At 42.5% G+C, this 478-nt stretch carries 1 protein-coding gene; it reads left to right on the top strand.

Features of this window, described 5'->3' with window-relative positions:
• On the top strand, positions 1–478 hold a 478-nt coding region (locus P6733_RS17905), incomplete at both ends, for an Ig-like domain-containing protein (protein ID WP_459553645.1).

Raw genomic sequence — 478 nt, 5'->3', positions numbered from 1 at the left:
GTTATTACTAAAACAGAAGCACCAACCACAACACAAGCAACACAGACTTTCTGTGAAATTGATAACACTACTATTGCAAGTTTAAATGTAACAGGAACACAGGTTCAGTGGTACGCGAGTGCTACTTCAACAACTCCTCTAGCTACAACTACTGCTTTAGTAGATGGAGCAACGTATTATGCTTCTCAAACGGCAGACGCTTGTGAGAGTGCAACCCGTTTAGCGGTAACGGTAGTTATTACTAAAACAGAAGCACCGACAACAAGTGAAACAACACAGACTTTCTGTGAGATTGATAACACTACTATTGCAAGTTTAGATGTAACAGGAACACAGGTGCAGTGGTACGCGAGTGCTACTTCAACAACTCCTCTAGCTACAACAACCGCTTTAGTAGATGGAGCGACGTATTACGCTTCTCAAACAGCAGACTCTTGTGAGAGTGCAACCCGTTTAGCGGTAACTGTCGTTATTACTA

It is taken from the genome of Flavobacterium aerium, from assembly GCF_030766725.1.
GTDB classification, from domain to species: domain Bacteria; phylum Bacteroidota; class Bacteroidia; order Flavobacteriales; family Flavobacteriaceae; genus Flavobacterium; species Flavobacterium aerium.
Note: the sequence above shows the minus strand (reverse complement) of the source record. Positions and strands in the feature narration are given on the sequence as shown.